Raw genomic sequence first — 15,759 nt, 5'->3', positions numbered from 1 at the left:
GGTGGCCCCTCGTACCGTCGACGGCATGGGATTCACCAGTGCCTGGTCGATCAGCTGCCACGAGGACTCCGTCATCGCCGGGTTCGCGCCGCGGCTCGCGCCGGCCCTCGAGGCCGACCGGACTTGCCCGCAGGCCCGCCGCCGCTGGGCGGCCTGGCAGCGCGCCCCGCTTCCCGACCACCGCACCTGGTGGACCGGAACCCCGGCCGAAGCCGACGCGATCCGTTCCTTCCAGGACCTGACCCGCCCCGGCGGTCATGTCGACGACCTGTGCAACGGCATCGCCGACCCCGACTTCCACGTCATGGACGACATCTGGGATCCGGAGCCCGACCGGGAGGAGATGTTCGTGTCCGTGCGGAGCAAGGAGTACCCGGTCAGCGCCCTGTTCCACGCCATCGGCCCCGAGCGCGCCGCGCTGCTGCCCGGCTGGTGCGGGAACTTCCTGCTGACCGCCGCCGAAGTGCGGCGGGAGCTGGCGCAGGTGGAGCGGGCTCTGGGGTTCGGGCCGGTGGAGCGGGAGCACGTGGGGCGGCGGGACTGGCTGGACTACGGGCCGCGCGAGGAGGGCGTCCTGGACGGCCCGCTCCGGGTCTGGCGGACCGCCGCGCGGGCAGGGCTCGGGCTGTGCGGGGTGGCGATCCACGTGTACTGAGCGGAGCCCGGCAGCGCGGGCCGGGGCCGGGAGTCCCGGCCCGAGGGCAGCGCCGTGATCGGGAAATCCGCCGTCCGCGGTCCGCGGTCCCGCAGCATGGGGCCATGAGCGACAGCGCGATCACCTACACCGTGTATATCCAGGCCGATCCGGCCCGGGTCTGGCAGGCACTCACCGAGCCCGCCTTCACCCGCCGGTACTGGGGCCTGAGCTTCGAGACCGACTGGGCGGTGGGCTCGGTGATGGACTGGGTCGAGCGCGGGGCCCGCACCAGTGACCCCGAGCAGGTGGTCCTCGACTGCGTCCCCGACCGCCTGCTCTCCTACACCTGGCACACCTTCAGCCCGCAGTGGGCGGCCGCGGGCGGGATCGATGAGGGGCTGCGGGCCGAACTGGCGAAGGAGCGGCGCACGAAGGTGACGTACGAGATCGAGCCGGTCGGCGACACCCTCGCACGGCTGACCATCCTGCACGAGGGCTTCGAACCGGGCGGCACCCTGATCGGCATGTGCGGGCGGGCCTGGCCGATGCTCGCGTCGAGCCTCAAGACACTGCTGGAGACCGGGGCTCCGCTGCCCGAACCGGAGCACGAGACGGGCCAGGGGGCCGGCGGATACGAGGCGCACGAGGCGCGCGAGACCCGCGAGACGCGCGAGGACTGACCCGCGGCGCGGAGGGCCGGGGCGGAGGGCCGGCGCGGAGGGCGGGGCGGAAGGCCGGGGCGTGGGCGCGCGCCGGCTCACCCGCACGTCCCATCCGCCCCACCCGCCCCACTCGAACTGCCGTGCGCCGCATTTGAGATCATGACGGGCATGGGACAGACGCTGACGGAGATCCTGGACGCGGCGGCCGGGGGACGGTTCCCGCCGCCCGACGGCGGTACCACCGTGGTGCCGCAGGAGCACCCGCGTGACGCGGGCGTCATCGCCTTCACCGCGCACTCCGTGGTGTTCACCGACGAGGACCCGGACTGGGTGCGCTCCACCCTCGCCTCCCTCGGCTGCGACCCGCTGGCCGCCACCATGAACGCGCGCTTCCTGGCCGCGCTGCTGGACCGCACGGGACGCAGCACCGACACGATCGACCTGCTCACCGTCGCCGGCCCGCTGCCCGGCGAACCCCCGCTGGAGCTCCGGGAGATCGCCGACCCCGACCACCCCCGCGTACGCAGGGCCCTGACCCGCCGTGACGACGTACGGGTCTGGTCGGCCGACGGGGGAGTGCTCGTCCTCGGCCGCGGCGTCGCGGGCCGCTGGGAGACGGCGATAGAGGTGGACGAGGACGTTCGCCACCGTGGCCTGGGCCGGGAGCTGGCCCGCGCCGCCCGCCACCTGGTCCCCGACGGTCTGCCGGTCTGGTCCCAGCAGGCCACCGGCAACGCGCGCAGTGTCCGCGCCTTCCAGGCCGCCGGATACCGGCCGGTCGGCGCGGAGTCCCTGATGCTGGCTCCCGCGGGCTGAGACCCCGCGGGAACCCCCTGACGGCCACCCTGAGCACCGGTCCTTCACCGAGGTCGTGTGGAATGGGTGCCATGGGGAGAGGGAATGAGAAGCAGCGGCACGCCATCGGCATACCCGCGAGCGTGCCGGTCCAGATGAGCCGGTCCGATGCCGCCGCGCCCCCCGAGCACTGGCGCTACGGGCGGCACCTGGAGTCCCTGGCCGTGGCGCCGGGCGGGGGCGCCGAGGCGGAGGCCGAGGCCGTCGCCGCCGTGCTGCGCGACCCCGACCCGGTGATGGCCGAGAGCGCGGTGGTCACCCACCTCGACCGCCGGGCGGCGCGACTGCTGGCCGACGAGGGGTTCCCCGCCTGGGCCCGGGCCATGAGCGGCGTCCTCACCGGCCGGACCTTCCCCGAGCGCCGGCTGAGGGAGTGGATCCTGCTGAAGGCCGTCACTCGCGGCGAGCCCTGGTCCGCCGACGAGCTCATCGCCGCCTCCGACTGGTGCCAGCGCACCGCCGCCCAGTCCCTGACCTCGTACGAGGCCCTCGCGCTGCTCGCGAGCAGCGCCCGCACCCGCCGGGTCCGCAACGCCGCGGCCGAGCGGCTGCGCAGGCGTACCACGGTCTGAGCTCCGGCAGCAGAGCGGAGCCCGCCCCGTCTCCGGGGCGGGCGTGCGTGCGTCAGAGGCCCTTGCGCACCCGGGCCGCGCGGCGGGCCTCGGCCAGCTCCCGGGCCTCCGTCGTCTTGCGGGACTCCTTGCCCTTCCCCGGCCGGCCCGGCCGGGTGCCGATGCCGCGGAAACCGAGGTCCGACCCCGAGGGCCTGCCCTTGGCGTCGGTCGGCGCGGAGCCGGCCAGCGGCACCCCGGGGGCGGCCTTCGCACCGGTGATCCGGCTCAGCGCCGCCTCACCGGAGCGGACCTGTGTGATCGTCGGCCGGATCCGGGCGTCCGCCATCAGGCGGACGATGTCCCGGCGCTGGTTCGGGGTCACGAGGGTGACGACCCGGCCGGCCTCGCCGGCGCGGGCGGTACGGCCGCCCCGGTGCAGGTAGTCCTTGTGGTCGGCGGGCGGGTCCACGTTGACCACGAGGTCGAGGTCGTCGATGTGGATGCCGCGCGCCGCGACGTTCGTCGCGACCAGGACGGTGACCGCCCCGGTCTTGAACTGCGCCAGGGTCCGGGTGCGCTGCGGCTGCGACTTGCCGCTGTGCAGCCCCTCCGCCCGTACGCCCATGGCCCGCAGGTGCTTCACGAACTGGTCGACGCCGTGCTTGGTGTCGAGGAACATCAGCACCCGGTTGTCGCGGGCCGCGATCTCGGTCGCCGCCGAGATCTTGTCGGCCGCGTGGATGTGCAGCACGTGGTGGTCCATCGTGGTCACCGCGCCCGCCTGCGGATCGACGGAGTGCGCGACCGGGTCCTTCAGGTACTGCCGGACCAGCTGGTCCACGTTGCGGTCCAGGGTCGCCGAGAACAGCATCCGCTGCCCGGCGTGGTGCACCTGGTCGAGGATCTCCGTGACCTGCGGCATGAAGCCCATGTCGCACATCTGGTCGGCCTCGTCGAGCACGGTGATCTTCACGCGCTCCAGGTGCACGTCCCGGCGCCCGACCAGGTCGCTGAGCCGCCCGGGGGTGGCCACCACGACCTCGGCGCCGGTGCGCAGCGTGCTGACCTGCCGGCCGATGGACAGTCCGCCGACCACGGTGACCATCCGCAGCTTCAGGGCCGCCGCGTACGGGTCCAGCGCCTCGGTGACCTGCTGTGCCAGCTCGCGCGTCGGTACGAGGATCAGCGCCAGCGGGCGCTTCGGGTCCGCCTGCTGGCCCGCCGTACGCGCCAGCAGGGCCAGACCGAAGGCGAGGGTCTTGCCCGAGCCGGTCCGCGCGCGGCCCAGGACGTCCCGCCCGGCCAGCGCGTTCGGGAGGGTCGCGGCCTGGATCGGGAACGGCTCCTTCACCGCCAGCTCGGCCATGGTCGTCACCAGCTCATGGGGCAGGTCCAGCTCCGAGAACGACTCCACCGGCGGCAGCGCCGGCGCCTTCGGCTCGTGCATCGTGAACTCACCCTGCGGCCCGAGGCTCCGGGGGGTCTTGCCGCCGGACTTGGCTCCGGCCTTGGCACCGCCCTTCACACCGAAGCGTCCATGAGCTGACGGGTTCCTCATGCAGGACCTTTCGAGACAGAAAACGCGAGACAGAAAAGAAGATGGTCAACCGCCCATGGTACCAGCGGGGGCTACGCCTCCCCGGCGCCCGGTTTTCCAGGAAGGGAGGGCTCCGACCGCACCTGCGCGCAGTGGGCGCGGACCTCCACCGCGGCGCGCTCGAACCAGTCGGCGATCACGGCGACCTCGTCGGGGGTGTAATCGGCGAACAGGGCGCCGAGCCGGTCGTAGAACGGCTGGTAGACCGCGACGACCCGGGCGGCGGCCGCGGGCTCGGCCACCACCCGTACGCGCCGCCGGTCGGAGGGATCGGGCTGCCGCCGCGCGTACCCGGCGCGTTCGAGGCGGTTGAGGACACCGGTGACGGCGCCGGTGGTGAGGTCGACCCGCTCGGCGAGGTCGCCGGCGGCCAGGGGGGTGTCCCCGGCGCCCAGGATGTGGCCCAGGCAGGTCAGATCGGTGACGTTGAGCCCGAGGCGCTGCGCCACCTCCTGCTGGCCGACGATGCCCAGGGCGACGTACTGGTCCATGCGCGTCATGGCCTCCGCGGCCGTGGCCGGGGGGCGGGGCTTGCCCTCCACGGACATACTCCTTAGCATCTAAGTTACTTAGCTCGTGAGATAAACGAACCCTTTCTCCGAGCCTACTGCCGACCGCCCGACCTGGGAGAACTCATGAGTGCCCACGGCCACGTCGACCTCGGCCACACGGTGGCCGGCTGGACCGGTACCGCCCTCGCCCTGCTGGGCTTCACCGGAGCGGGCCTCGGCGTGTGCGCGGCATGGGCCCCCGGGATCTGGATCGGCCTCGGCGTCGTCGCCGTGGCCGGGATCACCACCTGGCTGCTCCACCTCGCCGGCTGGGGCAAGCCGAGCGGGCCCCGGCCGGAGGCCGACTGGGACTGGCGCACCCGTGACACCGCCGCCCACTCGGGCCACGCCGACTGCCTGGGCTGCCGGGTCGGCGGGCCGCGCCGAGCCCTCGCGGCAGCCCCTCGGCCTCGGTCCGCCGCGTCGTTGCCCGCTGCGGATGGCGGCGCATGAACACGAACCCGCCCCTCTCTCTCCCTCCCCTCTCGGAGGCGTCTCCCGAGGCCCTTGGAAGGTCTTCGGAAGGGGCTGCTCCCCCGTTTCACGGACAAGGCGTCCAGAAGTTCGATTGCGCGCCGCGCCCCGGTTGGCCGCGTCCAGCGTGTGGTCTGAGGGAGCGTTGGGCAGGATCGAGACGGCCGCGCGTGCGGCCCGCAGTGGAACGTTGAGAAGGATCAGCCAGATGGCAACAGGCATCGTGAAGTGGTTCAACTCGGAGAAGGGGTTCGGCTTCATCCAGCAGGACGACGGCGGCCCTGACGTGTTCGTGCACTTCTCCGCGATCGAAACGACCGGTTTCAAGTCGCTGGAAGAGAACGCGCGAGTCGAGTACCAGGTCACCCAAGGCCCCAAGGGGCCCCAGGCTGAGCGGGTGATCCCCCTCGGCTAGACCGCTTCACGAGCTGCGCCCGTGAACCGAACCCCGCCGGTCCGTCCGGCGGGGTTTCGCGTGCTCCGGGCCTGGCCTGATCGACAAGACACTCCCTAGGGGCGCCCGAGGGTGCGGTGGAGGGCCAGGATCAGCGGCCACAGCAGATCCGCCAGCGCGACCGGGTCCGCCGGGATGTCCTCGTGCAGCCAGTCCGCGAGGACGCCGGTGAAGGTGGCGGCCACCGCCGAGGCGACGAGCTCCGCGTGCGGGGCGCCCACCGCCTCGCGCTCGGCGCGGGCGCGGGCGCGCAGCTCCCGGTGGAGGCGGTCGCCGAGGGGACCGCCGCCACCCGGGAGGAGCAGAGTGCGGTAGAGCGGTGCCCGGTCGGCGGCGCCCGCCAGGAACCCGGCCAGTGCCGCGGGGGGCCGGGCCGGGGCGACCGCCGAGGGGCCGGTCTGCCAGGCGTGCAGGGCGTCGATCGCCGCGTGCACCACATCGGCGCACGCGTCCACGGCGAGCGCGGTGAGGTCCTCGTAGTGCAGGTAGAAGGTGGCGCGGCCGACGTCTGCCCGGCGGACCACCGCCGAGACGCTGACGGCGGCGAGCGGCCGGCCGGCGCACTCGGCGAGCAGGCTCTCGCGCAGCCGCTCCTTCGTCCGGGCCGTACGCGGGTCCTCCGGGCGCGGGTCCTCCGGGCGCGGGTCGTGCGGGCTCACGCGGCCAGCAGCGCCGCGCCGAGGGCGAGGGCGCCGGGCAGGGCCTGGGCGACGAGGATCCGGCGGTTGGCGGTCGCGGCGCCGTACACCCCGGCGACGATCACGCAGACGAGGAAGAAGATCTGCGTGGCGAGCGAGTCGATGACCAGCGCCCAGACCAGGCCGGCCGCGAGGAAGCCGTTGTAGAGGCCCTGGTTGGCGGCGAGCGGCGCGGTGAGGCGGGCGGTGTCCGCGTCGAAGCCGGACAGCGCGCGGCCGGGCGGCCGCTGCCACAGGAACATCTCCAGGACCAGGATGTACGCGTGGAGCGCGGCCACCAGGCCGATGAGGATCTGAGCGACGGTATGCACGGCCGCCTCCCTTTCTCGGGGTGCAGGAGCGACATTTCTTGGACAGTTGTCCAGGAAGTTCCTGGACAACTGTACGGGAAGTCCGGGCGGGCCGGCTCAGAGGTGGGCGTCCAGGAACTCCCGGAACTCCTCGCGCGTCATCGGACCGGCCTGGCTCGCGACCGCCTCGCCGTCCTTGATGAGCACCGCGGTCGGCGCGCCCGTCACCCCGTAGCGCCTGGTCGGCTCGGGACACCGGGTCATGTCGGTGCGGACGGCGGTGAACCGCGTCCCGTACTCCTGCGCCAGCTCGCCGACGACCGCGTCCATCGCGCGGCACGCCTCGACGGCCTTCGGCCAGCTGCCGCAGAAGTAGGCGAGCACGGGCCCGGTCGTCATCGACAGGATGAAGTCGAACTCCTGGTTCTCCAGTGGCTGGTGCACCCGACGTGCCATGCGTGTCGCTCCTCGCTCGTGCGCCCCCACGGTCGGGAGGGCGGCCCCCATCATCGCCGCAATGTCAGTGCTGCCTGCGAACCTGAACCGCATGGACGACAGGATGCTCCGGCGCCGGGTCTACGGCGCCGACCACGAGGACCCCGACCCCGGCCCGCGCCCCGGCCATGTCTACGGCGAGCTGGTCGGGGGACCGCTCGACGGGCTCCTCCTGGACATCACCGGCTGGAGCGCGCCCCAGCTCGCCGAGGAAGCCAGGCTCCCCACGGAGATAGGGCGCTACGGGGCGGGCGGCCGGGCCCACTACCGCCGCCGTGCGCACGACCCGGGCCACTGGGACTGGACCGGCGACAGCCGCTGACCGGCCGGCCGGAGCGTCGGGTGGCCGCCCCGGAAGATTCTTCGAAGAATCTCGGGGGAGCTGTCGATCCGGGCGTCTCCCGTTCGACGCAGGGGTGAGAGGCGGGGAGAGTCCCCGCCCTCCGACCGAGGAGTCACCATGCCGCGCTTCCTGACGATGATCCGCATCAACGAGCAGGACCTCCCCGCCGACACCGCGTTCCCGCCCGAGTTCGAGCAGCGCATGGGCGCCCTCCTGGAGGAGATCACCAAAGCCGGGGTCATGCTCGACACCGCCGGGCTCCTGCCCACCGCCGAGGGGACCAGGGTCAGCTGGTCCGGCGGGAAGATCAGCTACACCGACGGCCCCTTCACGGAGACCAAGGAGGTCGTCGGCGGCTACTCCCTCACCCAGTGCAAGGACAAGGCCGAGGCCATCGAGTGGACCCGTCGGTTCCTCGAGATCCACCCGGCGGAATGGAACGTCAGCGCCGAGGTCCGGGAGATCCAGGAGATGTGACGCCCGCCCGGGCCAGGGTCCCCGGGCCCCGGCCCCGCGCGCCCGCGCCGCGGTTGCCCTGCCTCGTCACGGCTGCTCTGATGGGTGGCCGTGACGGCAGTGAGTGCGGCCCAAGCGGTCGAAGCGGTGTTCAGGATCGAATCCGCGCGGATCATCGCCGGTGTCGCCCGCATCGTGCGGGACGTCGGCATCGCCGAGGACCTCGCCCAGGACGCCCTCGTGGCCGCTCTGGAACAGTGGCCGCAAACGGGCGTCCCCGACCGGCCCGGCGCCTGGCTCATGGCCACCGCCAAGCACCGCGCGATCGACCTCGTCCGCCGCAAGGAGACGTACGCGCGCAAACTCGCGGAGGTCGGCCGGAGCCTGGAGGACGCCCCGCCGCCCCCCGAACCCGCGGACCCCGAGGACATCGACGACGACCTGCTGCGCCTGATCTTCACCTCCTGCCACCCCGTCCTGGCCACCGAGGCCCGGATCGCGCTCACCCTGCGCCTGATGGGCGGGCTCACCACGCAGGAGATCGCCCGCGCCTTCCTCACCTCCGAGGCGACCGTCGCCCAGCGCATCGTCCGGGCGAAACGCACCCTGGCCAAGGCCGGGGTGCCCTTCGAAGTCCCGTACGGCGCCGACCGCGAGGCACGGCTCTCCTCGGTCCTGGAGGTCATCTACCTCGTCTTCAACGAGGGCTACGCGGCCACCGCCGGCGACGACCTCGTCCGCCCCGCCCTGTGCGAGGACGCCCTGCGCCTCGCCCGCGTCCTCACCGGCCTGATGCCCAAGGAGCCCGAGGTGCACGGCCTGGCTGCGCTGCTGGAGTTCCAGGCGTCCCGGACGGCCACCCGCACCGGCCCCGACGGGGAGCCGGTGCTGCTCGCCGACCAGAACCGGGCCCGGTGGAACCGCATGCTCATCGCCCGCGGCGCCCGGGCCATGGCCCAGGCGGGCAGCGGACCGTACTCCCTCCAGGCGGCGATCGCCGGCTGCCACGCGGCGGCCGTCCGCTACGAGGACACGGACTGGCCGAGGATCGCCGCACTGTACGGGCGCCTCGTCCTGCTGATCCCGTCACCGGTGATCGAGCTCAACCGGGCGGTCGCGGTCTCCATGGCCGAGGGGCCGCAGGCGGCGCTGCCGCTGGTGGACGCCCTCGCCGAGGAACCGGCCCTGCGCGCCTACCACTTGCTCCCGAGCGTACGGGGGGACCTGCTGGAGCGCCTCGGCCGGCCGCAGGAAGCCCGCGCGGAGTTCGAGCGGGCGGCCTCGCTCACGCGCAACGCGCAGGAGCGCGCCCTCCTCCTGCGCCGCGCGGCCCGCCTCTGAGCCCGGCCCCGCTCAGCGACGGCGGGCGTACGCGGCCACGTCCAGCGGGGTCCGCACGGGCCGCCGCGGCGGGGTCAGGGCGATGGGCCGGCCGAAGCCCCCGGAACGGGCGATGTCCTGGACCGTCCGGCGCAGCGCCTCCTGGAAGTCGTCCATGGTCCGGCGGGCCGCCGGGGTGTCGACGTAGAGGGAGTTCATGTGCAGCCCCTCCGCGTCCCGCTGGAACCACGAACAGGCACCATTGGCGCGCGCCGACCACACGTGGGTGGCGGGCTGCCACTCGTCGTGGCGCTCGGCGCCCTGGCACTTGCGCATGTCGATGTACGAGAAGAAGTTCACCGGGTACGGCCAGGAGCGGGCGGCGAACTCCTCGGGTGCCAGCAGCTCCCAGGCCCGGACGAACGGCACGTCGACGTGGGCGATCATCTCGGTGAAGCCGGCCCGGACCCCGGCCATGACCTGGGCGAAGTCCCGGCCGGGCGAGGCGTCGAACTCGATGGGCATGGTGTTGACGAACCAGCCCACCGAGTTCGTCCACGTTCCCCGGCCGCGCTCGCTGACCGGCATGAGGCCCCGGTAGACGCCGGGCCCGCCGGCCTCGCGCAGACACACGGCGACGGCCGCGAGCACCCCCATGAACGGCTTGCCGCCGACCGTCAGACAGGTCTTCTCGAACACCTCGGCCTCGCCGGCGTCCAGCAGTATCGAGGCCTCGTTGACGATCGGGTACATCCGGTCCGGCTCGACACCGAGGTCGAGCGGGAACTTGGGGAAGAACTCACCGCCCCGTGCGATGAAGGCCTTCCAGTAGCCCAGGCGTTCGTCCTCGGCGTCGATGGAGAGGTAGCGGCGGCGCTGTTCGTCGGCGAAGTCGAGGTAGCTGGGGGCGGGCGGCAGGTCGACGTCCTCGCCGCGGCACAGGCCCTCGTACGCGGTCAGTACCTCGTGGACGACGATCGGCATCGACATGCCGTCGCAGACGATGTGGTCGAAGGCGAGGTAGACCGTCGCCGAGTCCTCGCGGACCACCGCGCCCATGATGAACAGCGGCCAGGAGAGGGTGTCGATGCTCCGCTTGAACCGTTCGACGAGGAAGTCGCGCAGCAGGTCGGAGGTCTCGAAGGTGCCCACGTGCCGGGGGTCGAGGGCGAGTTCGGCGGGGTCGAAGGGCTCGCAGGCCAGCTCCCCGGCCAGACGGCGGAACGCGCACCGCAGGACCTCGTGCCGCTGCACGAAGGAGAGCAGGGACTGCGCCAGGGCCCGCTCGTCCAGTGGGCCGGTCACCTCGAAGGTGACCGCGACCCAGGACGCGACCGGGTCGTCGGCGGCCCGGCTCTCCTCGGCGACGGTGAAGTGTTTGTCCTGGTTGAAGGACGCCTTCCTGCTCGCCGGGTCAGCCGTGCCGCCGGCCTCCGCCGCCGCGGACCTGAGCCGCCACTCGACCACCCGGCCGGGAGCCACGTGGTGCATCTCCAGAGGAAACTGCCGCATACCGTCATCCCTTCGCCCCCGAGACAACCCCAAGGCGCCTAACGACCCCCGGCCCGGGGAAGTGACGGAATCAGTTGGGGCGAGAGATCAGAAGTCAGAGGTCAGCGGTCAGAGGCCGGCGGTCAGAGGGCATTCAGATCGACGGCGTCGGCCATCGCCTTGTACCCGGCGTCGTTCATGTGGAGGTGGTCGGGCTGGTAGGCGTACTCCTCCTTGACCTTGACCTCCTTGGAGTGCTCCGGGGTCGGCGGGCGCGGCCGGCACCCGGTCGAAGTCCACGACGCCGTCGTACGCGCCGCCGGTACTGATCCACGCGTTGACCGCGGTACGCACGTCCTCACCGCGCTCGGTCCAGTACCCCGAGCCGTGGAAGGGCGGGATGGTGGCGCCGATCTTCTCGAGTGGCCTCAGCGGTGGGGGCCGGTGTCCAGGCAGCTCCGTACGAAGTCCTGGACCACCGGGTCGGTGTCGTTCGAGGGGGCCCACGCGACGGCGACCCGGCTGGGGCTCAGGCCGCCGACGGGACGGTAGGTGACGCCGGGGCGGGCATAGAAGCGGGCGGAGGACGCGGGGGTGAGGGCGACGCCGTACCCGTTGGCGATCGCGCTGAGCCACTCGTCGGGCTGGTCGGTGACGGCCCCGACGCGGACCGGGTGGCCTTCGCGTTCGTCGGCGGCCAGCCAGTAGTCCCGCCACGCGCCGGTCTCGGGCGGGGCCGCCACGAACGGCTCGTCCCACAGCTCCCGGAAGGGGATCGACTCGCGGGCGGCGAGCGGGTGGGCGGCGGGGAGGGCGACCCAGCGGGGCTCGGTGAACAGCACCTCCACGCGCAGGGCGTCCTGGCCGGGGAAGGGCAGCCGCAGCAGGGCCACGTCGACGTCCGCGTCGGCCAGGCCGGCCGTCGGGTCGGACCACGAGGCCTGCCGCATGTCGACCCGCCAGCCCGGCCGACGGCGGCCGAACTCGGCGACGATGCCCGGGGTGTTCTCGTTGGCGGCGCTCGCCAGGAAACCGATCCGCAGCACGCGGTCCGCCCGCCGGGCCGCGCTCCTCGTGTCCCGCAGGACCTGATCCCAGTCGGACAGCAGGGCGGGGACCCGTTCCGCGAGGGCCCGGCCCGGGTCCGTCAGTGCCATGCCGGCGCGGGACCGGGTGAACAGCGGCACACCGAGGAGGGTCTCCAGCTGCTTGATCTGCTTGGTGAGCGCCGGCTGGGACACGAACAGCCGCTCGGCGGCGCGGGTGAGGTTGCCCTCCTGCGCCACTGCGGCGAAGGAGCGCAGCAGCCGGGTGTCGACATCCATGCCGACAGGTTATCGATGCAGGTATTGGACGCCAAGACGGCGGCCGGGCGAGGGTTTTCGCAGCGGGCCGGAGGTCGGCCCGGTGTGCTGAACGGAGCCTCGCATGTTCGTCGCGTACCTGTGCGTCACCGTCGTCGCGATCGCGGCCAACGCGTGGGAGGCCGCCACCAACTTCGCGAGAACAGAGTTCGTCCGCGCCAACGCGACCGAGGTGGGCGTCCCGCACTCCTGGCTCCCCGTGCTCGGCGCGCTGAAGGGCGCCGGAGCCGTGGGTCTCCTGCTCGGGCTGCTGGGCGTCCCGTACATCGGCGTCGCCGCGGGGACCGGGCTCGTGCTGTTCATGGTCGGCGCCGTCGCCGCCCACGTCCGGGCCCGGGTCCTCCACAACATCGCCGCTCCCGGTGCCTTCCTCGGGCTGGCCCTCGCGACTCTCGTCCTCGCCGTCGTGCGCTGAACCACGACGCCAGCCCTATTCGGTGTGCAGGGCCGCCGCGATCGTCATCCGGGCCGCAGACCGGGCCGGGACCAGGGCGCCGAGGACGGCGATCGCCACACCCGCCAGCAGCATCGCGGCCAGTTGCGGCGCGTGCCAGACGTCCTTCATCGACTCGGGGAAGTCGACCACCCCGACGTTGTCGACGACCAGCCGGTGCGCCGCGACCCCGAGCGGAATGCCCAGCAGACCGCCGACCGCGCCCAGTCCGGCGACCGAGGTCACCGTCATGGCCACCACCTGCCGGGGCGTCATCCCGATGGACTTGAGCATGCCGAGGTCCCGGCGGCGCTCCCGGGTGTTCAGGAGCACGGTGTTGAAGACCCCGAGCGAGGCGACGACCGTCAGCAGGACCGTGAAGACCGTCGAGAAGCCGACGACCGTGGTGGTGGCGGCGTTCCCGGAGGTCCCCACCGACGCGCTCAGACCGGGGTCGGCCGCCTCGACCGCCGCGGCGTAGGCCTCTGCGTCGGCGCCGGGAGCCAGCCGTACCGCGTACTCGATGGCGCGGGCGTCCGGCGTGAGCCGCTCGTAGGTCTGCCAGTCGGCCTCCAGGGCACGGGCGTCGCCGGTGACGAGTTGACCCACGATGGTCGAGGGGACCTGTACGCCGTTCAGTTGCAGGGTGACCCGGTCGCCGATCTTCAGGCCGCGCTCGGTCAGGAACGCGGGCCCGGCCGCGATCTCCCCGGCCCCGTCCGGCAGCCGGCCCTTGGCGACCGTGAAGGCGTAAGCGGAGCTGTCCCCCCGGTAGAAGTCGGCGAAGGCGGGCTGGGTCTGCCCCGTCAGGCTGACCTGGGCCAGCCCACGGGCCCGTACGCTCCTCACGTCGGGCAGGGAGCGCAGCCGTTCCTCGATCTGCGCGTCGCCGAGCAGGGGATCGGGCCGGCGGTTGCCCGCCTCCACGCTGACCCCGGGGCCCCCGTCACCGCGGCCGGCATTGCCGAGCGCGAGCATCGTGCTGGTCAGCCCGGTCGACAGGGTCACCGTGGTCACCCCGAGGACGATGGCCGCCATGGTCAGCAGGGCGCGGCCGGGGCGGGCGAAGGGCTGGCCCAGGCCCAGGCTGACCGGGCGCGGCAGCCGGGTGGAGCCGAGCACGCGCTGGACGCGCAGCCCGCGCCCCGTCCGGGGGGCGCCGCCCGCGCTGATCGCCCGGGCCGCCGACATCCGGTGCACCCGCAGCGCGGGGACCAGCGCCGCGAGCAGGACGAGGGCGGGCATCCCCAGCAGGCAGACGGCGGGCACCCACGGGTCGACACCGATGGAGGCCCGGCCCGTCTCGATGCCGGAGAAGGCGATCTTCAGGATGGGCCCGGCCAGCGCATTGCCGAGCAGGGCGCCGAGGACGGATCCGACGACGGCGGGTACGGACATCATCGTCAGGTAGACCGCGACCACCTGGTTCGGCGTGAAGCCCAGGGACTTGAGCACGCCGATGTGCCGGTACCCGGAGACGACCGCCCCACTGACCACGTTCCCGACGATCAGGACGGACACCAGGAGGCCGAGGACGCCGAAGAGCGTCATGAACGGGAGATAGGCGTCGGCCAGTGCCGAGAAGGCCTGCTTCAGGGTGAGGTACGTCTGCGCGCTGGTCAGCGATCCCTCGGGGAGCTCCGCCGTGGCCGCTGCCAGTGCCGAGCTCAGCCGCGCGTTCGTGGACGGGTCCGTGTACCGGTAGAGCATCTGGGCGCTGGACGGATGGAGTGCGGCCATCTGCTCGGGTGAGACCCAGGCGCCGGCGGACTGGCTCATGCTGGCGGCGAAACCGACGACGGTCAGCTCCGGTGTGCCCGCGGACGCCAGTTTCGTGCCCAGCAGCTCCGGGTAGGGCGAGCCGTTGTAGGACCAGTTGACGACGATCTCACCGGGAGCCGTGGCCCAACGCCCGTGCAGGAGCTCGATGCGGTCCACCGGGCCCCCCGGGTCGGCCCGGCCCACCACGATGAGTGCGCCGGCCGGGTTCCCGAGCCAGCCGTCGGGCACCTCCACGACGGCCTGTCCGAACGGCCCCGCGGCGGCCTCCACACCCGGCCGCCGGGCGGTCTGCGCCAGTTGCTCCGGCGAGACCTTCGTGGTGTCGAAGGCCGCCACGGTGTGCGCGCCGCGCTGGGCGGCGTACGCCGTGTCGAAGGGGCCCGAGGCGGCGGCGAGCAGGGCCAGGGCGAGCAGGACGGTCGTGGTGGAGCAGAGCACCACGAGCCCGATGACGAAGGTCTGGACCCGGCGGCGCTTGACGGCCGCGCGCGAGGCCCGCCACACGGCGCTCATGCGCTCGCCTCCAGCGCGCTCTCGCGGGCGACCCGGCCGTCGGCGACTTCGACCAGGCGGCTGGCGCACCGCGTGGCCAGCTGCGGGTCGTGCGTGACGATCAGCAGGGTCTGGCCGATCTGGTTGAGGTCGATGAGCAGGTCCATCACCTGCTCGCCGGAGCGGCTGTCGAGGGCGCCGGTCGGCTCGTCCGCCAGCAGCAGCGCCGGACGGTTCATCAATGCCCGTGCCACGGCGACCCGTTGGCGTTCGCCGCCGCTCAGTGTGGCCGGATAGTTGTTCCGGCGGTCGGCGACGCCGAGTTCGTCCAGGAGCTCCAGGGCCCGGCGGCGCGCCTGCCGGGCCGACGTGCCGGTCAGCTGGGCGGCCAGGGCCACGTTGTCCAGGGCCGGCAGGTCGTCGATGAGGTTGAAGAACTGGAAGATCATGCCGATGTTGCGGCGCCGGAACAGCGCCAGCCCGGTCTCGTTGAGCTTCCCCAGGTCCTGGCCCCGCACCTCGACGGTGCCCGAGGTCGGCCGGTCCAGGCCGGCCACCATGTTGAGCAGGGTGGACTTGCCGCAGCCGGAGGGGCCCATCACGGCCACCGCGTCCCCGGCCCGGATCTCCAGCGACAGGCCGTCCAGGGCCCGCGCGTCGCCGTACTCCTTGTGCACGCCGTCCAGCCGTACGACGACCTGCCGGTCGCTGTCGTGATCGATTGTCATGGCCCGAACCTATGGCGGCGCCCGCGGACGGGGCGTCAGCCCCCGGATGTAACCGGGCGGGCAGGTCATCCTGGGGATGTACG

20 protein-coding genes are annotated in these 15,759 nt (G+C 73.1%); 10 read left to right on the top strand and 10 right to left on the bottom strand.

What is annotated here, in order from left to right; all coding sequences use genetic code 11:
* Nucleotides 1-25 precede the first annotated feature (25 nt).
* The 4 genes from ACZ45T_RS35740 to ACZ45T_RS35725 all read left to right on the top strand — a co-directional run bounded on the left by ACZ45T_RS35740 (nucleotide 26) and on the right by ACZ45T_RS35725 (nucleotide 2,726).
* Complete coding sequence (locus ACZ45T_RS35740) at nucleotides 26-655, top strand: hypothetical protein (protein ID WP_468448312.1); 630 nt, start codon at nucleotides 26-28, stop codon at nucleotides 653-655.
* 104 nt (nucleotides 656-759) lie between these two features.
* A complete protein-coding gene (locus tag ACZ45T_RS35735) occupies nucleotides 760-1,317 on the top strand; it encodes an SRPBCC family protein (RefSeq protein ID WP_468448311.1) in 558 nt (185 codons plus the stop codon).
* A 150-nt stretch (nucleotides 1,318-1,467) separates the two neighbouring features.
* Nucleotides 1,468-2,115, top strand: a complete 648-nt coding sequence (locus tag ACZ45T_RS35730; RefSeq protein ID WP_468448310.1) for a GNAT family N-acetyltransferase — start codon at nucleotides 1,468-1,470, stop codon at nucleotides 2,113-2,115.
* 71 nt (nucleotides 2,116-2,186) lie between these two features.
* Nucleotides 2,187-2,726, top strand: coding sequence for a hypothetical protein (locus tag ACZ45T_RS35725; RefSeq protein WP_468448309.1), 540 nt, complete (start codon nucleotides 2,187-2,189; stop codon nucleotides 2,724-2,726).
* A 52-nt stretch (nucleotides 2,727-2,778) separates the two neighbouring features.
* Here ACZ45T_RS35725 and ACZ45T_RS35720 read toward each other — a convergent pair whose 3' ends face one another.
* Nucleotides 2,779-4,266 (bottom strand): DEAD/DEAH box helicase, encoded by a 1,488-nt coding sequence (locus ACZ45T_RS35720; RefSeq protein WP_468448308.1) that lies wholly within the window; start codon nucleotides 4,264-4,266, stop codon nucleotides 2,779-2,781.
* A 71-nt stretch (nucleotides 4,267-4,337) separates the two neighbouring features.
* Complete coding sequence (locus tag ACZ45T_RS35715) at nucleotides 4,338-4,847, bottom strand: MarR family transcriptional regulator (RefSeq protein ID WP_468448307.1); 510 nt, start codon at nucleotides 4,845-4,847, stop codon at nucleotides 4,338-4,340.
* A gap of 93 nt (nucleotides 4,848-4,940) precedes the next feature.
* On the opposite strand from ACZ45T_RS35715, the gene ACZ45T_RS35710 reads away from it, so the two are divergent.
* Both ACZ45T_RS35710 and ACZ45T_RS35705 read left to right on the top strand, forming a co-directional pair.
* Complete coding sequence (locus ACZ45T_RS35710) at nucleotides 4,941-5,309, top strand: HGxxPAAW family protein (protein WP_468448306.1); 369 nt, start codon at nucleotides 4,941-4,943, stop codon at nucleotides 5,307-5,309.
* Between the two features lie 229 nt (nucleotides 5,310-5,538).
* Nucleotides 5,539-5,745, top strand: coding sequence for a cold-shock protein (locus tag ACZ45T_RS35705; RefSeq protein WP_468448305.1), 207 nt, complete (start codon nucleotides 5,539-5,541; stop codon nucleotides 5,743-5,745).
* A gap of 95 nt (nucleotides 5,746-5,840) precedes the next feature.
* Here the strand turns inward: ACZ45T_RS35705 and ACZ45T_RS35700 are convergent, their stop codons facing one another.
* The 3 genes from ACZ45T_RS35700 to ACZ45T_RS35690 form a co-directional block, all read right to left on the bottom strand.
* The gene (locus tag ACZ45T_RS35700) at nucleotides 5,841-6,443 is read right to left on the bottom strand and encodes a TetR/AcrR family transcriptional regulator (RefSeq protein WP_468448304.1); all 603 of its coding nucleotides are present in this window, start codon (nucleotides 6,441-6,443) and stop codon (nucleotides 5,841-5,843) included.
* Nucleotides 6,440-6,793, bottom strand: a complete 354-nt coding sequence (locus ACZ45T_RS35695) for a DUF1304 domain-containing protein (protein ID WP_468448303.1) — start codon at nucleotides 6,791-6,793, stop codon at nucleotides 6,440-6,442. The genes ACZ45T_RS35700 and ACZ45T_RS35695 overlap by 4 nt, the downstream gene beginning before the upstream one ends.
* Before the next feature lie 96 nt (nucleotides 6,794-6,889).
* Nucleotides 6,890-7,228 carry a thioredoxin family protein gene (locus ACZ45T_RS35690; RefSeq protein ID WP_468448302.1) on the bottom strand — a complete coding sequence of 113 codons (339 nt, stop codon included), beginning with the start codon at nucleotides 7,226-7,228 and terminating at the stop codon, nucleotides 6,890-6,892.
* A 91-nt stretch (nucleotides 7,229-7,319) separates the two neighbouring features.
* On the opposite strand from ACZ45T_RS35690, the gene ACZ45T_RS35685 reads away from it, so the two are divergent.
* The 3 genes from ACZ45T_RS35685 to ACZ45T_RS35675 all read left to right on the top strand — a co-directional run bounded on the left by ACZ45T_RS35685 (nucleotide 7,320) and on the right by ACZ45T_RS35675 (nucleotide 9,407).
* Nucleotides 7,320-7,589: a hypothetical protein gene (locus ACZ45T_RS35685; RefSeq protein ID WP_468448322.1), complete on the top strand. Its 270-nt coding sequence runs from the start codon at nucleotides 7,320-7,322 to the stop codon at nucleotides 7,587-7,589.
* A gap of 138 nt (nucleotides 7,590-7,727) precedes the next feature.
* On the top strand, nucleotides 7,728-8,087 hold the full coding sequence (locus tag ACZ45T_RS35680; RefSeq protein WP_468448301.1) for a YciI family protein: 360 nt from the start codon (nucleotides 7,728-7,730) through the stop codon (nucleotides 8,085-8,087).
* A gap of 99 nt (nucleotides 8,088-8,186) precedes the next feature.
* Entirely contained in the window at nucleotides 8,187-9,407 is a 1,221-nt protein-coding gene (locus ACZ45T_RS35675; protein ID WP_468448321.1) for an RNA polymerase sigma factor, read from the top strand.
* A gap of 12 nt (nucleotides 9,408-9,419) precedes the next feature.
* Here ACZ45T_RS35675 and ACZ45T_RS35670 read toward each other — a convergent pair whose 3' ends face one another.
* From ACZ45T_RS35670 to ACZ45T_RS35660, 3 genes are all read right to left on the bottom strand, one after another.
* Nucleotides 9,420-10,898: a condensation domain-containing protein gene (locus ACZ45T_RS35670; protein WP_468448300.1), complete on the bottom strand. Its 1,479-nt coding sequence runs from the start codon at nucleotides 10,896-10,898 to the stop codon at nucleotides 9,420-9,422.
* Nucleotides 10,899-11,020: 122 nt separating this feature from the next.
* Nucleotides 11,021-11,239: a hypothetical protein gene (locus ACZ45T_RS35665; RefSeq protein ID WP_468448299.1), complete on the bottom strand. Its 219-nt coding sequence runs from the start codon at nucleotides 11,237-11,239 to the stop codon at nucleotides 11,021-11,023.
* 66 nt (nucleotides 11,240-11,305) lie between these two features.
* The gene (locus ACZ45T_RS35660; protein ID WP_468448298.1) at nucleotides 11,306-12,202 is read right to left on the bottom strand and encodes a LysR family transcriptional regulator; all 897 of its coding nucleotides are present in this window, start codon (nucleotides 12,200-12,202) and stop codon (nucleotides 11,306-11,308) included.
* A gap of 103 nt (nucleotides 12,203-12,305) precedes the next feature.
* Here ACZ45T_RS35660 and ACZ45T_RS35655 point away from each other — a divergent pair, with 103 nt between their 5' ends.
* Entirely contained in the window at nucleotides 12,306-12,656 is a 351-nt protein-coding gene (locus ACZ45T_RS35655) for a DoxX family protein (protein ID WP_468448297.1), read from the top strand.
* A gap of 15 nt (nucleotides 12,657-12,671) precedes the next feature.
* On the opposite strand, the gene ACZ45T_RS35650 is transcribed toward ACZ45T_RS35655, so the two are convergent.
* Both ACZ45T_RS35650 and ACZ45T_RS35645 read right to left on the bottom strand, forming a co-directional pair.
* Complete coding sequence (locus ACZ45T_RS35650; protein WP_468448296.1) at nucleotides 12,672-14,969, bottom strand: ABC transporter permease; 2,298 nt, start codon at nucleotides 14,967-14,969, stop codon at nucleotides 12,672-12,674.
* Entirely contained in the window at nucleotides 14,966-15,676 is a 711-nt protein-coding gene (locus ACZ45T_RS35645) for an ABC transporter ATP-binding protein (RefSeq protein ID WP_468448295.1), read from the bottom strand. Before ACZ45T_RS35645 ends, ACZ45T_RS35650 begins: the two co-directional genes overlap by 4 nt.
* Nucleotides 15,677-15,759: the final 83 nt, after the last annotated feature.

The sequence above is a fragment of the Streptomyces sp. NPDC030995 genome (assembly GCF_055571215.1).
Note: the sequence above shows the minus strand (reverse complement) of the source record. Positions and strands in the feature narration are given on the sequence as shown.

Bases quoted from the DNA above. Each gene is read 5' to 3' on its own strand.
- ACZ45T_RS35705 (WP_468448305.1), top strand. From the start codon at position 5,539: ATGGCAACAGGCATCGTGAAGTGGTTCAACTCGGAGAAGGGGTTCGGC.
- ACZ45T_RS35735 (WP_468448311.1), top strand. From the start codon at position 760: ATGAGCGACAGCGCGATCACCTACACCGTGTATATCCAGGCCGATCCG.
- ACZ45T_RS35650 (WP_468448296.1), bottom strand. From the start codon at position 14,969: ATGAGCGCCGTGTGGCGGGCCTCGCGCGCGGCCGTCAAGCGCCGCCGG.
- ACZ45T_RS35660 (WP_468448298.1), bottom strand. From the start codon at position 12,202: ATGGATGTCGACACCCGGCTGCTGCGCTCCTTCGCCGCAGTGGCGCAG.
- ACZ45T_RS35670 (WP_468448300.1), bottom strand. From the start codon at position 10,898: ATGCGGCAGTTTCCTCTGGAGATGCACCACGTGGCTCCCGGCCGGGTG.
- ACZ45T_RS35710 (WP_468448306.1), top strand. From the start codon at position 4,941: ATGAGTGCCCACGGCCACGTCGACCTCGGCCACACGGTGGCCGGCTGG.
- ACZ45T_RS35645 (WP_468448295.1), bottom strand. From the start codon at position 15,676: ATGACAATCGATCACGACAGCGACCGGCAGGTCGTCGTACGGCTGGAC.
- ACZ45T_RS35730 (WP_468448310.1), top strand. From the start codon at position 1,468: ATGGGACAGACGCTGACGGAGATCCTGGACGCGGCGGCCGGGGGACGG.
- ACZ45T_RS35680 (WP_468448301.1), top strand. From the start codon at position 7,728: ATGCCGCGCTTCCTGACGATGATCCGCATCAACGAGCAGGACCTCCCC.
- ACZ45T_RS35740 (WP_468448312.1), top strand. From the start codon at position 26: ATGGGATTCACCAGTGCCTGGTCGATCAGCTGCCACGAGGACTCCGTC.
- ACZ45T_RS35690 (WP_468448302.1), bottom strand. From the start codon at position 7,228: ATGGCACGTCGGGTGCACCAGCCACTGGAGAACCAGGAGTTCGACTTC.
- ACZ45T_RS35655 (WP_468448297.1), top strand. From the start codon at position 12,306: ATGTTCGTCGCGTACCTGTGCGTCACCGTCGTCGCGATCGCGGCCAAC.
- ACZ45T_RS35725 (WP_468448309.1), top strand. From the start codon at position 2,187: ATGGGGAGAGGGAATGAGAAGCAGCGGCACGCCATCGGCATACCCGCG.
- ACZ45T_RS35685 (WP_468448322.1), top strand. From the start codon at position 7,320: ATGGACGACAGGATGCTCCGGCGCCGGGTCTACGGCGCCGACCACGAG.
- ACZ45T_RS35720 (WP_468448308.1), bottom strand. From the start codon at position 4,266: ATGAGGAACCCGTCAGCTCATGGACGCTTCGGTGTGAAGGGCGGTGCC.